Source organism: Streptomyces sp. NPDC043854 (assembly GCF_056436005.1).
Genome location: NZ_JBWKDK010000010.1, coordinates 88,537 through 106,691 on the forward strand (window position 1 = coordinate 88,537; position 18,155 = coordinate 106,691).

Annotated in this window: 16 protein-coding genes; 8 read left to right on the forward strand and 8 right to left on the reverse strand. The window is 73.8% G+C overall.

The genetic code is table 11. The annotated features are described in order from the left end of the window. Positions 1–44: 44 nt before the first annotated feature. Positions 45–1,082: a D-alanine--D-alanine ligase family protein gene (locus AC068A_RS12410; RefSeq protein ID WP_478584091.1), complete on the reverse strand. Its 1,038-nt coding sequence runs from the start codon at positions 1,080–1,082 to the stop codon at positions 45–47. A 409-nt stretch (positions 1,083–1,491) separates the two neighbouring features. On the opposite strand from AC068A_RS12410, the gene AC068A_RS12415 reads away from it, so the two are divergent. Both AC068A_RS12415 and AC068A_RS12420 read left to right on the forward strand, forming a co-directional pair. Then, positions 1,492–3,741, forward strand: a complete 2,250-nt coding sequence (locus tag AC068A_RS12415; protein ID WP_478584093.1) for a PIG-L family deacetylase — start codon at positions 1,492–1,494, stop codon at positions 3,739–3,741. 200 nt (positions 3,742–3,941) lie between these two features. After that, positions 3,942–4,484 (forward strand): hypothetical protein, encoded by a 543-nt coding sequence (locus tag AC068A_RS12420; RefSeq protein ID WP_478584095.1) that lies wholly within the window; start codon positions 3,942–3,944, stop codon positions 4,482–4,484. A 56-nt stretch (positions 4,485–4,540) separates the two neighbouring features. Here AC068A_RS12420 and AC068A_RS12425 read toward each other — a convergent pair whose 3' ends face one another. Further along, entirely contained in the window at positions 4,541–6,034 is a 1,494-nt protein-coding gene (locus AC068A_RS12425) for a glycoside hydrolase family 15 protein (RefSeq protein ID WP_478584097.1), read from the reverse strand. A 360-nt stretch (positions 6,035–6,394) separates the two neighbouring features. Between AC068A_RS12425 and AC068A_RS12430 the strand changes: the two genes are divergently transcribed. Then, on the forward strand, positions 6,395–7,933 hold the full coding sequence (locus AC068A_RS12430; protein ID WP_478584099.1) for a DUF6056 family protein: 1,539 nt from the start codon (positions 6,395–6,397) through the stop codon (positions 7,931–7,933). A gap of 183 nt (positions 7,934–8,116) precedes the next feature. After that, the gene (locus AC068A_RS12435; protein WP_478584101.1) at positions 8,117–8,710 is read left to right on the forward strand and encodes a P-loop nucleotide/nucleoside kinase family protein; all 594 of its coding nucleotides are present in this window, start codon (positions 8,117–8,119) and stop codon (positions 8,708–8,710) included. A gap of 137 nt (positions 8,711–8,847) precedes the next feature. Here the strand turns inward: AC068A_RS12435 and AC068A_RS12440 are convergent, their stop codons facing one another. Both AC068A_RS12440 and AC068A_RS12445 read right to left on the reverse strand, forming a co-directional pair. Further along, positions 8,848–9,084, reverse strand: a complete 237-nt coding sequence (locus AC068A_RS12440; protein ID WP_478584226.1) for a hypothetical protein — start codon at positions 9,082–9,084, stop codon at positions 8,848–8,850. 327 nt (positions 9,085–9,411) lie between these two features. Next, positions 9,412–10,497, reverse strand: coding sequence for a barstar family protein (locus AC068A_RS12445; RefSeq protein WP_478584228.1), 1,086 nt, complete (start codon positions 10,495–10,497; stop codon positions 9,412–9,414). A 113-nt stretch (positions 10,498–10,610) separates the two neighbouring features. Here AC068A_RS12445 and AC068A_RS12450 point away from each other — a divergent pair, with 113 nt between their 5' ends. From AC068A_RS12450 to AC068A_RS12460, 3 genes are all read left to right on the forward strand, one after another. Beyond that, positions 10,611–11,153, forward strand: a complete 543-nt coding sequence (locus tag AC068A_RS12450) for a GNAT family N-acetyltransferase (protein WP_478584103.1) — start codon at positions 10,611–10,613, stop codon at positions 11,151–11,153. A 168-nt stretch (positions 11,154–11,321) separates the two neighbouring features. After that, complete coding sequence (locus tag AC068A_RS12455) at positions 11,322–11,795, forward strand: carboxymuconolactone decarboxylase family protein (RefSeq protein ID WP_478584105.1); 474 nt, start codon at positions 11,322–11,324, stop codon at positions 11,793–11,795. Positions 11,796–11,988: 193 nt separating this feature from the next. After that, positions 11,989–12,912, forward strand: a complete 924-nt coding sequence (locus tag AC068A_RS12460; protein ID WP_478584107.1) for an RNA polymerase sigma-70 factor — start codon at positions 11,989–11,991, stop codon at positions 12,910–12,912. Positions 12,913–13,491: 579 nt separating this feature from the next. Here the strand turns inward: AC068A_RS12460 and AC068A_RS12465 are convergent. Then, a complete protein-coding gene (locus AC068A_RS12465) occupies positions 13,492–14,307 on the reverse strand; it encodes an NmrA family NAD(P)-binding protein (protein WP_478584109.1) in 816 nt (271 codons plus the stop codon). 159 nt (positions 14,308–14,466) lie between these two features. Then, positions 14,467–15,432 carry an ArsR/SmtB family transcription factor gene (locus tag AC068A_RS12470; RefSeq protein WP_478584111.1) on the reverse strand — a complete coding sequence of 322 codons (966 nt, stop codon included), beginning with the start codon at positions 15,430–15,432 and terminating at the stop codon, positions 14,467–14,469. 84 nt (positions 15,433–15,516) lie between these two features. Here AC068A_RS12470 and AC068A_RS12475 point away from each other — a divergent pair, with 84 nt between their 5' ends. After that, positions 15,517–16,674, forward strand: a complete 1,158-nt coding sequence (locus tag AC068A_RS12475) for an alpha/beta fold hydrolase (RefSeq protein WP_478584112.1) — start codon at positions 15,517–15,519, stop codon at positions 16,672–16,674. 68 nt (positions 16,675–16,742) lie between these two features. Here AC068A_RS12475 and AC068A_RS12480 read toward each other — a convergent pair whose 3' ends face one another. Then, complete coding sequence (locus tag AC068A_RS12480) at positions 16,743–17,147, reverse strand: hypothetical protein (RefSeq protein ID WP_478584113.1); 405 nt, start codon at positions 17,145–17,147, stop codon at positions 16,743–16,745. Between the two features lie 58 nt (positions 17,148–17,205). Beyond that, a complete protein-coding gene (locus tag AC068A_RS12485) occupies positions 17,206–18,102 on the reverse strand; it encodes an RNA polymerase sigma-70 factor (RefSeq protein ID WP_478584114.1) in 897 nt (298 codons plus the stop codon). Positions 18,103–18,155: the final 53 nt, after the last annotated feature.

The window sequence follows — 18,155 nt, forward strand, 5'->3', positions numbered from 1 at the left end:
CGATCCCCGGACGCGGGTCGGTCTCGAGCACCGGTGGGCGCTGCTCAGCGCGTGGCGAGGTCCACGATCTGCTGGATCAGGTCGGCGTACGTCCAGCCGGCCCCGGATGCCGCGAGCGGGAGCAGGCTCGTGGCCGTCAGGCCCGGGAGCGCGTTGACCTCCAGGCACAGGGGCTCGCCCGCGGCGTCGCAGCGGAAGTCGGTGCGCGAGTAGGTGTGCGCGTCGAAGCCGAGGGCCGTGTGCGCGCGCACGGCCAGCTCCTGGAGCCGGGACGCGAAGTCGGCCGGAATCCGGGCCGGGCACACCTCGCTCACCGCTCCGGGCTGGTACTTGGCCGCGTAGTCGAACAGCGGCGTACTCAGCTCGATCTCGACCACCGGGAGCACCTGCTCACCCACCACGGCAACGGTGAACTCCCGGCCCGGCAGGAACGGTTCCACCAGGAGCTCGCCCTCGCCGGCCCGCATCCCCGCCGCGATCTGCTCCAGTTCCGCGAGGGAGTCGGCCCGGTGCACCGACACGCTCGACCCGTCCGCGACGGGCTTCACCACCACCGGACCGGCAGCCAGCAGCCCCTGCACGTCCTGCGGCACCTCGTCGGTGCCCGGCTGCCACACCGCGCGCTCGGGTACGGGCAGCCCCGCGGCGCCCAGTACCGCCTGCGCCCGGTCCTTGTGCCAGGCCGCCCTGCACGCCGTGCCGGCCGCACCGGTGAAGCGGACGCCGGCCTCCCGCAGGCGCCCCTGCACCCACCCGTCCTCGCCCCAACCGCCGTGCAGGGCCAGGAAGACGAGGTCCGCGTCGCGCAGGAGGCCCAGTACCGGCCCTCCGGCCAGGGCGGCGTCCATCCGCTCCTGAAGCTGCCGCCGGCCCAGGCCGGACGGCGGCTCCTTGCCGACCGTGAACCCGTCCACCACGTCACCGGGGCGCAGGGGACCGGCCAACACCGGTGCCTCGGCGGCCGGATCGACCAGCACCACCTCGTGGCCGCGCTCCAGCAGGGCCCGGGCGACCGCGCCGCCCGAGGCCAGGGAGACGTCTCGCTCCGGGCTCTCTCCACCACACAAGATCACGATTCGCATGCCGGGATTGTGTCCCCTCCCGGATCCTCCCGCCCCCGCTGACAGGCCGAAAACGGCCGGTGTCCGGCGATGTCGGCCGCCACCTGACCTCGGCCGGTCCTGCCGTCGCCGCGGGGTCCGACGGGTGGCCCATCGGACCCCGCCGGTGTGACGTATGTCATCTCGTCAGCGCCTGCCGCCGCGGCGGGCCGGCGCCGAACCCGAACCATTCAAACTGTTGCAAATCGGACAAGCAGGGCATATGGCGCATTCAATTTAGTTTTCGGCATATACCCCTTGATGGTGTGTCAGTCGAAAACCCGCGATGCATAATCGGGCCCGGTCGTCTCCGGCAGTGATGGAGCCATCGGGGCACCGACACCGCCCCCCGGCGGCATTCCGCACCGGACCGATCCCCAAGGCGTTCCCCATGTCCCTCGTCAGCCGCACCCGCCTCGCGGGCCTGCTCGCCGTGCTCTCCGTCGGCGCCGCCAGCGTGACGACCTGGGCCCACGGATACGGGGTCGGGGCCGAGAAGCAGCCGACGGCCCACCAGGCGGCCGTCCGCCCGAGTGTGACCGAGGGCACAGTCCTGCACGTCGTCGCACACCCCGACGACGACCTGTTCTTCATGAACCCCGACCTGAGCCGCTCCATATCCGCCGGCGTCAAGGTCACCACCGTCTACCTGACCTCCGGCGAGTCCGACGGCCGGAACGAGGCCCACAGCCCGCACCTGAACGACCCCGAGGGCCCCGCCGACCGCGCCGCCTACGCCGAGGCCCGCCAGAACGGCATACGGGCCGCCTACGCGCAGATGGCCACCGGCGACCGCAGCAGCCCCTGGGAGCGCAAGTCCGTTCCCACCGCCGGCGGCGGGAGCGCGGAGGTGGACGTCCTCACCGCCCACCCCGAGGTCAACCTGGTGTGGATGCAGCTGCGCGAGGCCCGCAGCATCTCCGGCGACAACCCGGACAGCCTGCGCGGCCTGTGGGACGACCGGGTCCCGGCCCTGGGCGCCCAGCTGACCTCCGGGACGCCGGTCGCGCCCTGGTTCTCGTACACCAAGGACCAGGCGATAGACGCCATCGCGAGCGTCTTCGCGAGGTACGAGCCGACCGTGATACGGACGCAGGACCCGACGCCCGGCAGGTCGGCGGGCGGCGGCGCCTTCCACGACCACCAGGACCACATGTACGGCGCCCGCTTCGTGCAGGCCGCGGCCGAGCGCTACGCGAAGTCCGCGGACCGGCCGCACTTCTCGGTCCAGAACTACATGAGCTACGCCAACACCTCCCTGCCCCCGACCCTCGACCCGCAGACGGCGGAGGAGAAGCTCGGCTACCTCAAGACCTACGCCTGGATGGACCGCGAGGACTGGTGCGGCAGCCCCGCCGGCTGCGGCGACCGCAAGGCCGCGACCCGCCCTGCCGGCGCCGGCTGGAGCCAGACCCTCCGCTACGCCCGCGGCGACAGCACCTCCTGGATGACCGAGGGCCGCGCCGGCCGGCTGTGGGCCTTCGCCGTCCTGGACGGGCGGATGGCGTACTGGTCGCGCAGCGGCGCCCAGGCCCCCTGGCAGGGCCCCCGCTTCCTCCCCGGCACCGGCATCGACACCGGGGCGACGGCGGCCCGGCTCCCCGACGGCCGGATCGCGGTGTTCGGCACCCGCACCACCCTGGGTGCCACGCACGAGGCGTACGGCCGGGAGGTCGTGTACGCCGTCCAGGTCGCGCCCGACGGCGCCTTCGGCCCGTGGCGGCCACTGGGCACACCCGATGTATCGGACATATCGGTCACCTCGGCGATCAGTGCACCGGCCGTCGCCGTGGACGGGACGGGCCGCATGACGGTGTACGTACGGGACTCCCGGCGCACCCTGCGCGCCCGTACCCAGACGACCCCGGACGGCGCCTTCGGCGCATGGCAGAGCCTCGGCGGCACCGGCCTGCTGGGCGACCCGGTCACCGCGGCCGACGGATCCGGGCGGCGGCACGTGTACGCGGCGACGGCCGGGACCGTGCTGGCCTGGGTCCAGCCGACCCCGGACGCCCCGTACGCCGGCCCCCTCCCGACCGGCCTGCCGGCGACCACCGGCCCGCTGTCGGTGAGCCCGCAGGAGGACGGCGGCGTCCGCCTCTACTTCCGGCGCCCCGGCACGGGCGCCGTCGGCACGGGCCTGGCCGCTGCGGGCACGGGCACGGGCACGGGCGCGGACGCGGACACGGGCGCCCATGCTGACGCGGACGCCCATGCTGACGCGGACGTCCACGCGGACAGGCATGCGCATGCGGACAGTCCTGCGGAGGCGGAGTTCTCCCCGGTCACGGAGGCGGGCGGCGACGGCGGCTACGGCGCCGTGAGCGTCGCGGGCCGCCTGCTCGCCGGCCGCGCCGGCGCGGGCACGGTCAGCGTGTCGGGCACGGACGGCCCGCCGTCCTGGTACGAGTCCCAGATGCTCTACACGGGCGCCCCGGCGGCCGTGGCCGAGCCGGACGGCAGCGCCGTCGCGGCAGCGCTCGGCCTGGACGGCGGCCTCCACATCATGGCGGCCCCCGCAGCCTGGTCCCAGCCGCCCGGCAGCGGCGCTCCCGCCCCGTGGCACCGGGCGGTCCAGCCCTGGATGGCCGCGCTGACCGGACGCCCGGGCACGGGCGCCGCCGCGGGACCGCTGCCGTAGGACGCGGCCCCGGGGTACGCGCCTCCCGGCGCCTCCGGTGGCAGCGTTGATCGGCGCGGGCGAGGATGGCGGCCAGACCACGCCGCCGGCAGACCACGGGACCCGCGGCCCGGCGGAGTCGGCTCGTGACACCTGCGGGGACGCTCGTGACGACGCCGGCGACGCTGTGACGCTCCCGACCGACGGCGATTGGGGCTCCCATGACCCCTTGCTTCCCCCGCTCCGCTGCGTGCGGGCGTGCGGTTCCGGGCGGAACGGTCCGCGCCGTCGCCTCCGTCGCCGTACTGGCGGCCCTCGCCACCGGATGCAGGAACGACACCGCGCCGCCCTGGGGGTACCCGGACCTCAAGGCGACCCTGGGCTCGCTGGCCCGCGCCCTCGAGGAGGGCTGTGACGAGACGGCCCCCGAGAGCTGTGTCGACGACCTCGACCGGCTCGGCGCGCTGGCGGACCGCGCCTTCAGCCAGGTCCTCGAGCACCGGCTCCTCGACGGCGACGGCGGCGGCAACGACGGCGACGGCGGCGACGACGGCGGCGGATACGTGGACGCCCTGACCGAACTGGACCGGGCGAGGGAGCTCCGCATCGCCGCCGCCACGGACGCCCGGGCCCGGCGTGATCCGCGTTACATGCCGTTCAGGCGGGCGGTGGCCGCCGAAAGGCTCGCCTACCGGCGCCTCCTGGCCGCGCTGGAAGCCGTCCGCACCGCTCCGCCGCCGGGCGACGGGAGAGAGCCCGTCTGAGACCGGGCCCGCGGCCCGTCGGCCCGCGGCCCCGAAGCGCGCCGCACCGCGCCGCACTACGGCCGCAACGGCGGGGTGGGCAGCGCCGCCTTGCCCTCGATCGCCACGAGGGAGAGGACCATGATCGCGCCCGTCCACGCGAGCGGGGCGATCGACGCGGGCCGCCCCTCCCGGTCCACCTTCTCCGGGAACTCGCCGAGCGGGTTCCGTTTGGCGAGGACCCAGTCCAGCACCCGTTCGGCCTTGGCCGGCTGCCCCGTACCGGCCCATGCGAGCGCGAAGAGCGACGTACTGGGGGTCCAGGCGTTTCCGCCCCACGGCGCGGTGGGGTCGTTCCCCGGGGTGAGCCCCCCGTTCGGCAGGAGCAGCGCCCGGTACGTGGAGTCGAGCGCGCGGGGCAGGTCGGCGGGGGCCGCGTTGAAGGGGGGTGCCATGAACGCCACCGCGCTGTCGCGCCCGTGCCGTCCGTCGACGGTGCGCTGGTAACCCAGGGGGGCGAACCGCGCGGCGATCCCGGCGGAGAGCCGTTGCGCGGCAGCGGCCCAGCGCGCCGCGTCGCCCGGCCGGCCCGCTGCGCGGGCGAGGTCCGCGGAGGCGTTGAGTCCGGCGAGGAGGGGCGCGGCCGTGCCGATGTTCGGGGTGGTCGTCATCAGCTCCCAGTAGTCGGGGGACGCCGGGGGCAGACCGTCCGCCCGCAGGGACGCGGCCGCGTGGTCGGCCGCCTTGCGGATCATGGGGTAGAGGGTCGTCAGCCGGGCGCGGCGGGTGTCCCGGGGGGCCGTCCGGTACCACTGCCAGGCGGCCCAGGGGACCCAGCCGTTGGCGTCCAGCTGCCGGCGCCTGCCGTCCGGCGGGCCGGACCCGTCGAGCTTCGTCCGTGCCTCCCAGGTGCCGTCCCTGCGCTGCGTCGCGGCGCTGTAGCGCAGGATCCGGAACGCCTCGGCGTCATGGCCGGTGTGTGCGAACGCGGCGGAGACGAAGGCGGCGTCGCGCGGCCAGGAGTACTTCCAGCCGGCGGCCCATCCCGCCGCCACGGCGCCGTTCGGCTGGAGCAGGGCCCGCATGGACAGCAGGGCCCGCTCGGCCGCCGCGCGCTGCGCCGGCGTCCTGCCGGGGACCCGGCCGGCGGCCAGCCAGGCCCGGCTCTGCGCGAGCTGCCGCCGGGCCGCCGGATGGTTGCGGGGGACGACGGCCGACGCCGTCCTGGCGGCCGGGAGGTACGCCCACCAGCCGGACGGCAGCTGCAGCACGTTGCTCCGCTCGACGTACCGGGCGCCCTTGGCGGTGGCCGACGGGACACCGACGACGGCGGTCGCGTTGGCGAGGAGGCCGACGGTGGGGGCGGCGAGCAGCGACAGGGGCGCGTAGCTGCCCACGGCGTCACCGTGGCCGCCGCCCTGGTGCCCGGCGGGCCCGACGAGGAACCCGGGCCGCGCCGCGGTCCGCGCGGGCGGCCGCCCGGCGTTGTGTCCCGCCACACACACGGGAAGGGCGACGCCCGCCAGACACACCGCGAAGACCACCCATCGGACGAGCCGGACACCGGGCATCGCCACTCCCTCCGTCGGGCCGCCGTGCCTCCGTACGCGCGGACCCTGATCCGGTATCACCCATCCCCACCCCACCCCCCATCCCTCATTCCTCATCGTCATCGTGGAAGAGCCGTGCGGGGACTGCCACGGAATGCCCGCCGCCCGGGTGACAGAGGGCCCGGGCGAGCCCGAGAGGGCCCGGGAGCTGCGCGGGCCCCGTAACCCGTCCGCCCGTAACCCGTCCCGACCCGTCCGGGATGCCGGTGCCGGGGGACCGTGCACACGATGGGTGCTCGCGGGCCCGGGCCCTGCGCCACCGGAACGGGCGGGCGCAGCGGCCGCCCGGCAGGTCGAGCCTCGCTGCACAAGGGGTGGTGAATGGGCACTGCTTCGATGGCGGGCGAAAGCGTTCGCAGGCATCCCTCGGCGACCGGCGGGGCGTCCACCGCCCGCCGCTCGCTGCTGCGCAGGCTTCTGCTGCCGGGGGTCTGCGCCACCGTCGTCGCGGCGGCCGGGGGCCTGATCGCCGTCGGGTGCTTCCTCGGGCTCTACGTACGGCCCACGTCCGACGACTGGTGCGCCGCCTGGAAGTCCCGTGATCTGGGAGTCCTCGGCATCACCGCCGACTTCTACACCACCCAGAACGGCCGGATCACCAATGCCTTCCTCAGCGGCCTCGTCTACGCCGACGGGCTGACCGGAATCAAGATCCTTCCGACCGCCATGGCCGTCGCCTTCACGGCGGGCCTGGTCCTGCTCGGGCGCGAGTTCGTCCGCCACCTCGGCGGAAGACCCCGGGTGCTGCCCCTGACCGCCTGCGCCCTGGTGATCCAGGCACTGCTCTACTTCGCCGGCACCCGCAGCTACCAGGTCCTGCTGTGGGCCCCCGCCACGATCTCCCACACCCTCCCCAGCGTCATCGGAGTGTGGGCGCTCCTGCTGGCCGTCCGGACCGTCCGCCACCGCAGTGCCGCCGTCCGGGCAGCCGGCTTCGCCGCAGCGTTCCTCATCGCCTTCGCGATCGGCACCCTGAGCGAGCCGTTCGCCCTCGTCAGCGGCCTGCTCGCCACCGCGGTCGGCCTGCTGACGCTGCTGCCGCCCGGGCCCCCGGCCCGGCTCCGGCGCCGCCCCTTCATCTGGTGCCTGCTGTGGTGCGCCGGCCTCGTCTGCGGCCTGGCCGTGCTCTACGCGTCCCCCGGCGCCCGGTGGCGCCGCGCCCAGCAGCCGGACCGGGAGTCGATGCTCTCCGCGGCCGCGCTCAGGGGCGGCTTCGAGGACTGGCTGCGCATGTGGGACGTGGTCACGGGGCAATGGGCCTACCTCGGGGCCGCCGCCGTCGGCATCCTCCTGGGCCTGGGCAGCCGCCTCGGAGGACGGGGCCGGGGCCCCGCCCCGCCGAAGCGGAAGCTGCCGATCACCGTGCTGCTGCTCCCCGTACCGGTGGTCCTGCTGGGCTCGTTCGCGGTGGTGGTGGGCCTGCGCAGCGGCTACGGCCCGACCGGGTGGACGTACGCCCGCACCTGGACCAGCTACCTCGTCCCCATGGAACTGGCCCTCTGCGGCTACGGCGCCCTGCTGGGAGCCCGGGCCGCCCGCCGGCCGGCAGCGCGCGGCGGCACTCCCCGGGGCCCCGTTGCCGTCACCGTGGCGACGGGCTGCCTGGTGCTGGCCTCGACTGCCGTACTCGTCCCGAACGTCCGGCAGCTCACGACCGCCACGGTCACCCGCGCCGCGGCCTGGGACGCCCAGGACGCCCGCATCCGCGCCGAAGCAGCGCGCGGCGCCGAGGACGCCGGCTACACCCCCCTGCACATCGGCAACCTCGCCGAACCCTTCTTCACGGGCACCTACGACCGTGACTGGGTCGCCGCGTGCGTGGCGCAGTGGTACGGCGTCTCCCGCATCCACCGCCGCTGAACACCACCCGGCACCAGCAACAACCGGGCGGCGGGGCGGCGGCCGGGCGGGCGCGGTGCCGGCCGCCCGACGCTCGAACGCCTTCTCGAACACCGTTCGGCTCCCTCAACGGCCGCCGAACGCCCGTCCCCGTACGGCAAACTGTCCCGCGAGCCCCCAAGCCGCCGCCCCGCGGAGGACACCATGCCGGATCGCCCCACCCTCCTGGTCGTCAGCGGCCCGCCCGGCACCGGGAAGAGCACCCTCGCCCGCGCTCTCGCCGACGGGCTCGGCTGCCCGGCGATCACCCGCGACGAGATCAAGCAAGGCATGGTCCGAACCGCCGCCCCTTCACTGGAGGGCACCGGCACCGGCACCGGCACCAGTACCGGCACCAGTACCGACCACCTCAACCTCCCCGCCCGTGACGCCTTCTTCGCGACCATCACCGTGCTGCTGAAGGCCGGTGTGACCGTGGTCGCCGAGTCCGCGTTCCAGGACCGGCTGTGGCGCCCGGGCCTGGAGCCGCTGACCGACATCGCCGAGATCCGGGTGATCCGCTGCGCCACGTCGACCGGAACCCTCGTCCAGCGGATCACCCGGCGCGCCGAGGCCGACGCCCACCGCGCGGCCCACGCCGACCGCACCCTCCTGGCGGACATCGCCGCCGGCCGGTACGTCCCGGACGACTTCGTCGACATCTCCCTCGACCTGCCCACCCTCACCGTGGACACCACCGACGGCTACACCCCCGGCATCAAGGAGCTGCTCGCCTTCGCACAGGGTTCGCCGGCATGACGGACGGACAACGGCTGGCGGCTGTGTGCCACTGCCCCGGCCGACGGCTCGCGGGACGGGCGGGACGGGACCGTCCCGCCACGAAATACGGGGGCGAGGCGCTCCGGGACTCCGTCGGCCGGCCGGGTGATGGCTAGCTAGCGCAAGTGCCAGGTGAACTTTCCGCCGCCCACCCACCGGACCGTGTCCAGGTCATCGAGATCGTGGATGCTGACACCTGCTTCGGAGGCGATCAGGATCACGTCTGTCATGGACGTTGCCATGCCGACGACCTCCCCGTCGACTTCCACGATCCGGAACGGCGGTTCGCCGGGCTGGACCGACAGGACGGTCACCCTCGGTGAGGGCATGTACGGGCTCGCGCTCTCAGTCATGGAGAAATCGTTCCACGCAGTCCGCGCGTCCGCCCGAAGCGGGAGCGCGCCGCGCCGCGAGCACGGCCGGGCCGCGGGCACCGCCGGCCGGCTACGGCCACCGTGGCCGTCGAGTACGCCAGCCTCGGCGCGGAGCAGCACGCCGGGCCGCTCCCGGCGGACCTGGTCCGCGCCCTCGGCCAGTACGCCGGGCCGGACGACCGACCCGGCGGCCGACTCCCGCGTGCGGGGACGGTCGAACGACGGCATCCGGTGGTGGTTGCCGTCGGACCGCCAGACCCACAGCGCGACGACCCGCAGCCGCGCCAGGCCGATCACTGCCGCGCATCATGCCAGGCAGACGCGCATCCGCCGCTCGGCCAGGACCCCGAGGACCTCGGCGAACAAGTCGTAGGGCTCCCCGTCGGGCGTCAGGGCCCGGGACAGGTGCTCGCGCGCCGTCGCGGCGTCCTTCCAGACGAGGGTTGCGGGGGCGGTGTAGCCGAACGTGCCGCCCAGGCAGTCGTCGAGAGCGGCCAGGCAGCCGCCGAAGTAGCCGCCGGGGCCGTTCACCGCCTCGCCGAGCGCCAGGTAGAGGCTCGGGCCGTCGGTGATGTGGCGGCCGTCGAGTTCGTAGGTGTGCCCGGCCGGACGGTCGTTGATGGTGCGCGCGCAGGCCCTTTCCCGTACGAGGTCGAGCCAGGCCCCGCGCTGCCGGGTGTCGAGGCCGGCCCAGGCGCCCGGGGTGTCCGGCGGCCCGGCGAGCCAACGCTCCCAGACGGGGCGGGCGTACGCGGGGACGGGATCGGCCGGCTCCGTGTCGAGCTCCAGGTCGATCATGTCCGCCGCCCCGCGGGAAGACGGGCGCCAGCTGCGGATCCGCGCCCAGAGCTGGCGGCCGGTGAGTAGGTCGCCCCGGCTGTTCCGTATCTCCAGCGCGGCCTGGTCCAGCTCGAAGGCCTGCCGGGTGCCCTTCGCGAGCGTCCGACGCAACCGGTCACTCGGGGCGAGACCCCGCAGGACGATCGGGGACGCCACCCGCGCGGCCGGCAGGATGCGGGTGAACTCCCGGCAGGCGCCCAGCCACCGGTGCTCGTCGTGCACGCGCACGGCACCGCGATGGCCCTCGGGCGGACCTTCGTAGTCGTCCAGCCCGGTGAGCACCAAGCCGTCCAGCCCGGAACGCGGGCCCGGGGCGGCTTCCGCTTCGCTCAGCAGCCAGGGATCGAGCGCCTCGTCCTCCGGCACCAGCCAGACCCGGCTGGCGACCCAGCCCTCCGCCCCGGCGTGTTCCTCCGGCACCCAGCCGAAGAGTTCGTACCTCTCGCGCTCGGTCTCCCCGAACAGCCCGTCCACCTCGTCGCAGGTGCCCCAGACGTCACCGTTCTCCGTGTCCGTCAGTGTGTACCGCGCCCGCCCGTGGCGGTCTCCCATTCCATCCACACCGCGCATCTTGCCCGGGCCACGAACAGAAGCCGAAGCCGATTACAGGCGCCCGGACGCCGCCCGCGGAGAAAATCCGTTGCCGCGCGGATGCCCTGGTCGGCATGCTCCCGGCCGTGACGAACACACCCGAATCCCCCGATGCCACCACCCTCGTGATACCCGTCAGCGTGCGCGACCTGACGCCCCGAGACCTGCCCGCATGCGCCTGGTCGGGCTCGGCCACCCACCTGCGCCACGTGGAGCACGAGGTGGCGCGCGCCGCGGCCGGCGAGGTGGACTACCTGGCCGTGTGCACCACCCCGGCGGACCTCCCGGTCGCGATCGGCGGCGTCGACTACCAGGTCGCCGACGGAGCCGGATACCTGTGGCAGCTCGCCGTGCTCCCGGCACTCCAGTCCCGCGGCCTGGGCACACTGCTGATCCGCGCCGCCGAACAGCGCATCCGGAACCGGGGCCTGCACCGGGCCGAACTCGCAGTGGAGGAGGACAACCCGCGGGCCCGTGCCCTGTACGAGCGCCTGGGCTACACCGCGTACGGCCGCAAGCCCGACGCATGGGACGAGGAAGCCCTCGACGGCTCGATCCGCCGCTACGAGACGATGTGCGTCCTGATGCGAAGGGATCTCCGCGCCCCCGCCCCATGACGGGGGTCGGGCGCAGGAACCATTTCCGTGTCCGGCTCCGCACAGCACTGGTGGCAACGGGCTCTGCACCGGCGCAGGGTGACGCAGGTCACGTCTCCGCATGTCACAGGGGATCGGGCCGTCTCGTCTCGGGGGTGTACGCACTCACGAACACCGAGGGAGCACACCATGGACGCGCGACTGAACCTCCTCGCCGGCACGACCGCCGGCAAGGCCGTCAAGCACCTCATGGCGGCGGGCAAGGCGGTCAAGGACTCGCCGCTGCCGGCCGCGACGCAGGAGCTGGTCGCCCTGCGCGTGAGCCAGATCAACGGCTGCGCCGTCTGCATCGACATGCACACCAAGGAAGCCACCGCGGCCGGCGAGACCCCGCTCCGCCTGCACCTGGTCGCGGCCTGGCGCGAGGCCACGGTGTTCACGGACGCCGAGCGTGCCGCGCTGGAGCTGGCGGAGGAGGGGACCCGGGTCGCGGACGCGGCAGGCGGGGTCGGCGACGAGGTGTGGGCGCGCGCCGCCAAGCACTACGACGAGGAGCAGCTCACCGCCCTCGTCCTCCTGGTCTCGTTCATGAACATGGCGAACCGGATGAACCTCATCACCCAGCAGCCGGCCGGCGACTACGTGCCCGGACAGTTCCACTGACGATCACGTGACATCGGCAACCCGGGGGCTCGGGGCCCGGCTGTGGGCCCCGAGGCCGAGCCCGAGCCCGAGCCCCGAGTCCCCGGACTCCGAGGACTCCGACGGGCTGTTCGACCCGCCGCCCGCCGATCCGGATGATCATCACAAGGTGCGCGTCAGCGCGCGCAAGGACTTCAGGGGGAAGGGAACCGGCGTGAGCAAGATCGAGGAGTTTGAGGAGCTGCGGCCGCTGCTCTTTTCGATCGCCTACCGGATTCTGGGCAGCGTGGCCGAGGCCGAGGATGCGGTGCAGGAGACATGGCTGCGCTTCGCCGCCTCGGCGACCGTCCCCACGTCGGCCAAGGCCTTCCTGTCGGCCACGGTGACCCGCATCTCCATCGACGTACTGCGTTCCGCACGGGTACGGCGTGAGGAGTACGTCGGCCCGTGGTTCCCCGAGCCGCTGCTGAGCGACCCGTACCAGGACCCGGCTCGGTCGGCGGAACTGGCCGACTCGGTGTCGATGGCCTCGCTCCTGCTGCTGGAGCGGCTCAGCCCGCTGGAGCGGGCGGTGTTCCTGCTGCGGGACGTGTTCGCCTTCGGCTTCGACGACATCGCCGCGGCCGTGGGCCGGTCGGAGGCGGCCTGCCGGCAACTCCTGGTACGGGCGCGGCGGCACATGCAGGACGGACGGCCGCGGTTCGCGGCGGACCGCCGGGAACGGCAGGAGCTGGCGACCCGCTTCTTCGACGCGCTGCAGAACGGCGACGTGGACGGGCTCCAGACCCTCCTGGCCGCCGACGCCCAACTCGTCGGGGACGGCGGCGGCAAGGCCCCGCAGCTGGCCAGGACCATCCTGGGCGCGGAGAAGGTGGCCAGGCTGCTGGCCGCGGTCTTCCCCTGGCTGACCCGGATCGACGTGACGCTCGACCGGCACGAGATCAACGGCCAGCCCGGCGCGATCCTCCGCGACCGGGACGGCAAGGTCCTGCAGGCCATGGCGCTCGAGGTGCTCGACGGACAGATCCAGACCGTTCGCACGGTGGTCAACCCCGACAAGCTCGGCCACCTCGGGCCGGTCGCCGATGCCTGGGCCGTCGACAGCGAGCTGAAGCAGGCCCGCCGACACACGAACTGACCCCGATCGCGGTACGGGCCGCCTCGCCCCCGCAGGCGGCCGCACCCGAAGCCCCTGGCCGAACTCACCGCTCGGCAGGGCAGTCGGAAGGCTGGGCCGACACCTGCCGGCCGCGCCGCTTCCGTGACGGCGCCTTCGGCCTGGTACACGGCTGGGGACGCGGCGGCTCAACCGGTCTCTTCTGCGGCGGAGGCGTCTTCGGCGGGTACGACGGCGGCAGCTTCGGGCCGCTGCCCTCCACGACATCGCTCATGCGGCCACGCTACGCCCCGGATCGTGGGGGCAGAGGAGAAACGGCGGACTGGTCGCCCGTGGGCGGGGCTTGCCACTCGCCGAGCTCCGCCTCGACGATCTCCACGGCGTTCTCACGGCCGCCTCCGACTGGACCGCAACACCGCAGCGGAACGGGCCGCTTACAGCACACCCGCACCACGCCTGACGCAATCGCCAGGCTGGGCGGGTGTGTTGGCAATCGGGCCGTGCGCGGTGCGGGGCAGCTCCCGTCTGGAAGATCCAGATGGCAGGCACCGCGGCAAGCGCCACGAATGCCCGGCTCAACTGCCGTGAGGACTTGGCTGCTTACGGGATCCGGAACCGCTCCAGGTGCTCGTCCACCCACTGCCTGAACGTACGCGCCGCCCGGTCCGTCACCCGCTCCACCGTGTCGACCACGGTCGTGGAGTCCTTCGTGGGCTGGGCGTACCACCCCACCACGTACTCCGCGTCCGCCCTTGACACCCCCGTCGCCGTCAGCCTCTCGACGGCCTGCTCGTGCGTGATCGGAACGAACCCGACCTCGCGCCCGATCGCCTTCGACAACACCGCGATCCGCTCACGCGGGGTCAACGCCCCGGGCCCGGTCAGGTTGTACGCACGCCCCGCGTGCCCGTCCTCCAGCAGTGTGACCGCCGCCACCGCCGCGATGTCGGCCTCGTGGACGAGCGCACTCGGAAAGTCGTACGGCTCCCGCACGACCCCCTCGCCCCGCACCGAGTCCGCCCAGGCCAACGTGTTGGACATGAACTCCTGCGGCTCCAGCCGGGTCCACTCCACCCCCGACTCCGCCACGGCCTGCTCGACCGGACCCACCCATCCGCCCCACAGCACGGTGATCCGCTCCACCCCCGCGCCGACCGCCCGCCGCACCAACTCGGGCCCGACCTCGGCCAGCCCCGCCGTCACGGTGATGTGCAGGCGGCTGACACCCCGGAGCGCATCGCCCAACCCCTCCGGCTCGGTATGCGTCCCACCGACGACCTCCACCCCGGCCGGAAGCAGCCCCGCGGCCGCGACCGGATCCCGCGTCAGTGCCCGAACCCCCTCACCCCTGCGCAGTAGTTCCGCCACCACGTGCCGGCCCGTGTTGCCCGTGGCCCCCGTCACCAACGTCGTCACCGTGGACTCCTCTCGTCACCGGCGACGCTAAAAACTCAACCGCACTTGAGGTCAAGCAGTCAGTATCCGCCAGACCCAGACCCAGACCCAGACCCAGACCCAGACCCAGACCCAGACCCAGACCCGTCCCGCCATCCAGGCGACGCGGCCCCGCCCGGGTCAGCCGCCGGTCAGCAGCAGCTCCGCCAGGGGCGTACGCGCGTGATGCACCGAGCGGCCCGTGCGGGTGGTGGTCAGGAGACCGGCGGCGCGTAGGGCGGAGGCGTGGGCGGAGGCCGTGGCGTTGCTGACGCCGATACGGCGCGCCAGTCCCGTGGTCGTACGTGCTTCGTCCAACGAGCGCAGCAGGGAGAGCCGGGTGCGCCCGAGGATTCCCGCGAGGGGCTCGTCCGGTGGGCCGGGCCGGTCCGGGACGGGCGGCAGCCCCTGGCCTGCCGGGTAGGCGAGCGCCACCGGGCGGTCGGGCAGGTCCTGGACGAGCGGTCCGCGACGCCAGTGGAACGTCGGGCGAAGGATCAGGCCGCGCCCGCCGAGCTGGACCTCTCGCACACCCGGGATGCCAGGCAGGGGCCATTCCCACACTCCGTCGTGGAGCCGTGAACTCGGGGCAAGGCCGGTCAGGGTGGCGCCGATGCCCTGTTCGGCGACGGCGAGGGCATGGCGGGTGAACTCCGTCCGGTGCAAGTCCTGGACCAGGGGCCACACCGGCGCGAGTACCGTCTCGTATGCCGCCCGCTGCGCCCGGTCCAACATCCGCCAGGCATCGGCGTTCCCGTGGTGCAGGGCCCGGATCCATGGCGGGGCCGGCCGTCGCGCGTACACCTGCTCGATCCCGGCCCGCACGGACTCGGGGCGGGAGCCTCTGATCAGCGCGATTCCGTCGTCCAGGGTGTCGCCGAGGACGTCGAGGAAGGCGGGAGCCGACCCGTCCGGTACCAGGTCCGCGAGCGGTTCGGCCGCCCTCGGCAGGCTCCGCAGCAGTCGGTTCCGCCAGCGCCCGAACAGCAGCTCCTCGTGCGGGGCGCCCAGCATCATCAGGGCAGCGTGCAGCTCGGGTACGGGCGAGGCCCGCGGCGCGAACCGCACCCGGGCGAAATCGTCTGCCGTGAAATGGATCCGGATCACGCACATCCCCCCGCTCCGCGCAAGCCTTTCGGGCCCGGCCACAAGCTTCGCTACGGCCCCGGGCCCACCCCCAGGATGCCGCCCATGACCATTTCCTTCGCATCCGGCCGTCGTTCCTTCGCCAAGGGCGCCCTCGCCGGCGCCGCCGCCCTGTTCCTCGCGACGGCCGCTCCCGGCTCCGCCTCCGCCTCGGCCTCCGGGCGTTCCGGCTCGTCCCTCCTCCGGCTGCCCGCGCCCACCGGCCCGTACCCTGTCGGCGCCCGGGTCCTCCACCTCGTCGACCGCTCCCGCAACGACCCGTGGGAGCCGGGGATCGGCGTACGCGAGCTCATGGTCACCGTCCTGCAGCCGGCCGTGCCGGGCCTGGGCTTCCCGCGCGTTCCGCAGCTGACGCCCGGCGCCGCCGAAGCGTTCGCCTCCCTCGCCCACCTGGTCCGCCCGCACCTGCCGGAAGCCGGGGTCGACTGGGCCGCCACCCTCACCCATGCCCGGGCCGGGGCCCCGCCGCTGCCCGGCCGGCGCCCCGTGCTGCTCTACAGCCCCGGCGGCGGCGACGCCCGCACGATGGGCAGCTCCCTCGCGATCGACCTCGCCTCGCACGGCTGGACCGTCGTCACCGTCGACCACCCCGGGGACGCGAGCGAGGTGGAGTTCCCCGACGACCGGCCGGGACGCGCCCGGATCCGGACGACCGTGCTGCGTCCGAACCTCGACGCGGCGACCTTCCGCACCATGATCGACACCCGGGTCGCCGACCTCCGCTTCGTCCTCGACACCCTCGCCCTGGACCGGGTCGGGATCTACGGGCACTCCGCGGGCGGCACCGCGGCCGCGCAGGCGTTCCACGAGGACCGCCGGATCGCCGCCGCCGTCAACCTGGAGGGGTACCTCGACCAGATGGACGGCGAACTGCTGCCGGTCGCCCGGCAGGGGACGGACCGGCCGCTGCTCCTGGCCGGCACCGACGGCTTCCGCAACGCCCGGCTGGACCGGTCCTGGACAGCCCTCCTCACCCACGCGGGCCCCGTCACCCGGCGGCAGCTCGACCACACCGATCACTGGGTCTTCACCGACTACGCGGCCCTCGTCCCCCAACTGCACAAGGCCGGTCTGATGACCGCTGCCGGGCGGGCCGCCATGGTCGGCCGGGCAGACCCGCGCGTCACCGTGCCCGCCGTGCGCGACCTCGTACGGTCGTTCTTCGCCCGTCACCTGCCGAGGCAAGCGCCTCCCTCGCGTTGAGGGTTCGCCGGTTCGCCGGTTCGCCGATTGGCCGGTTCGCCGATTGGCCGGACGGCGGTCCGGTTGCGTCAGCTGGCCGAGCGGGCCCACAGCCGGGCGGCCGCCGGCGTTCGGACGAACGCCACGGTGCTGAGGGCGAACATCACCACGCCCAAAGGGACATGGAACGAGGGCAGGTGCGCGATACCCAGCGCGACCTGCGCCGAGGCGAGGAGGAGGAAGCCGGTGGCGTACAGCACGGGGCGGGGGGATCCGCCGCCCGGGCGCCAGGCCAGGATCGCGGCGAGCAGGTACAGCATGGCGGCTGCGTACATCACCTTCGATCCGACGTCGTGCATCAGATAGCCGTGTGAGGAGTTCAGGAGCATGCCCGCGGTGACCGCCTGGAAGAAGAGGGTCAGGGTCTGCAGGGCTATCGCGGTCCTGAGGAAGGTGAGGCCGCGCGGCGTGGTGGCCGTCATCTGTCCGGTCATGGTGTGGTCCCCCTGTTGTGGTGTGCGGCGATGGACGGGTGCTTCCGAGCCGAGGGCGTCAGCGAAGGGTGAGCGGGGTCTCGGAGGTGACGCGGGTCAGCTTCTCGGGGTTGCGGACGAAGTAGAGGCCGGTGATGCGCCCGTCCTCGACACGGACGGCCATGACGCCGTCGAGTTCGCCGCCCACGTATACGGCGAGTGCGGGGCTGCCGTTGACCACGGTGGGCCGGCAGGTGATCGTGGCCGCGAACTTGGCGGAGCCGCCGAGGTAGAAGCGGACGATCTTCTCGGCGCCGATGACGGGCCTGAGCGCGGCGCGCTTGATGCCGCCGCCGTCGCTGAGCAGGACGACGTCGGGGGCGAGTACGTCGAGCAGGTCCTGTGGGTTCCCGGTCTCGACGGCGCGCCGGAACGACTCCAGGGCTGCCCGGCTCTCACTCGGGGAGGCCGTACGGCGGGGCCGGCGGGCGTCGACGTGCCCGCGGGCGCGGTGCGCGATCTGGCGTACGGCCGCCGGGGTCTTGCCGACGGCCTCGGCGATCTCGTCGTAGTCGACCTCGAAGACCTCACGGAGCACGAACACCGCCCGCTCGGTCGGGGAAAGGCTTTCCAGGACGAGCATCATCGCCATCGACATGCTTTCGGCGAGTTCGATGTCCTCGGCCACGTCGGGCGTGGTGAGCAGCGGCTCGGGCAGCCACTGGCCGACGTACGCCTCCCTGCGCCGCTTCATGCTGCGCAGCCGGTTGAGCGCCTGCCGGGTCGTGATCCGCACCAGGTACGCCCGCTGGTCGCGCACCGGGTCGAGGTCGACCTTGACCCAGCGCAGCCAGGTCTCCTGGAGGACGTCCTCGGCGTCGGCCGCCGAGCCGAGCATCTCGTAGGCGACGGTGAACAGCAGATTGCGGTGCGCGACGAACGTCTCGGTCGCCGGGTCCGTGGTGTGGTCCGTCATCTCTCGTCTTCTCGTCATCTGTTTCTCGTTCCGTCTCTCGCGTGGCCGGTGAT